Annotated in this window: 1 protein-coding gene; it reads left to right on the top strand. The window is 28.3% G+C overall.

Annotation, left to right across the window (positions count from 1 at the left end):
- Positions 1 to 407, top strand: a 407-nt coding sequence (locus B3R94_RS13970) for an IS982 family transposase (RefSeq protein WP_291101581.1), incomplete at both ends; no start/stop codon positions are given.

The raw sequence follows: 407 nt of genomic DNA, 5'->3' as shown, positions 1-407 counted from the left end.
TAACTGGCGTTTTCCAGAGTATTGATATTAGTCCCGCATCTGTTCATGATATTCATTTTTTGAAAGATATAAAATCTCAACTATCAGATTGTGTGCTACTTGGGGATAAAGGTTATTTGTCGCAAACAATTCAAATTGACTTATTTAATGAAGTTAATATACGATTAGAAACACCGAAAAGATCGAATCAAAAAGATTACAAACCTCAGTTTTATACATTCAAAAAGTATCGAAAAAGAATTGAAACTTTATTTTCTCAACTATGCGATCAATTTATGATTAGAAGAAATTATGCAAAAACTTTTGAGGGGTTTAAAACCAGAATTCTAGCTAAAATTACTGCACTAACAGTGATTCAGTACATTAATAAAACATACTTTAATCGAAATATTAACAACCTAAAAATT

This window comes from Empedobacter sp. UBA7611 (assembly GCF_002484365.1).
GTDB classification, from domain to species: Bacteria; Bacteroidota; Bacteroidia; order Flavobacteriales; family Weeksellaceae; genus Empedobacter; species Empedobacter falsenii_B.
Note: the sequence above shows the minus strand (reverse complement) of the source record. Positions and strands in the feature narration are given on the sequence as shown.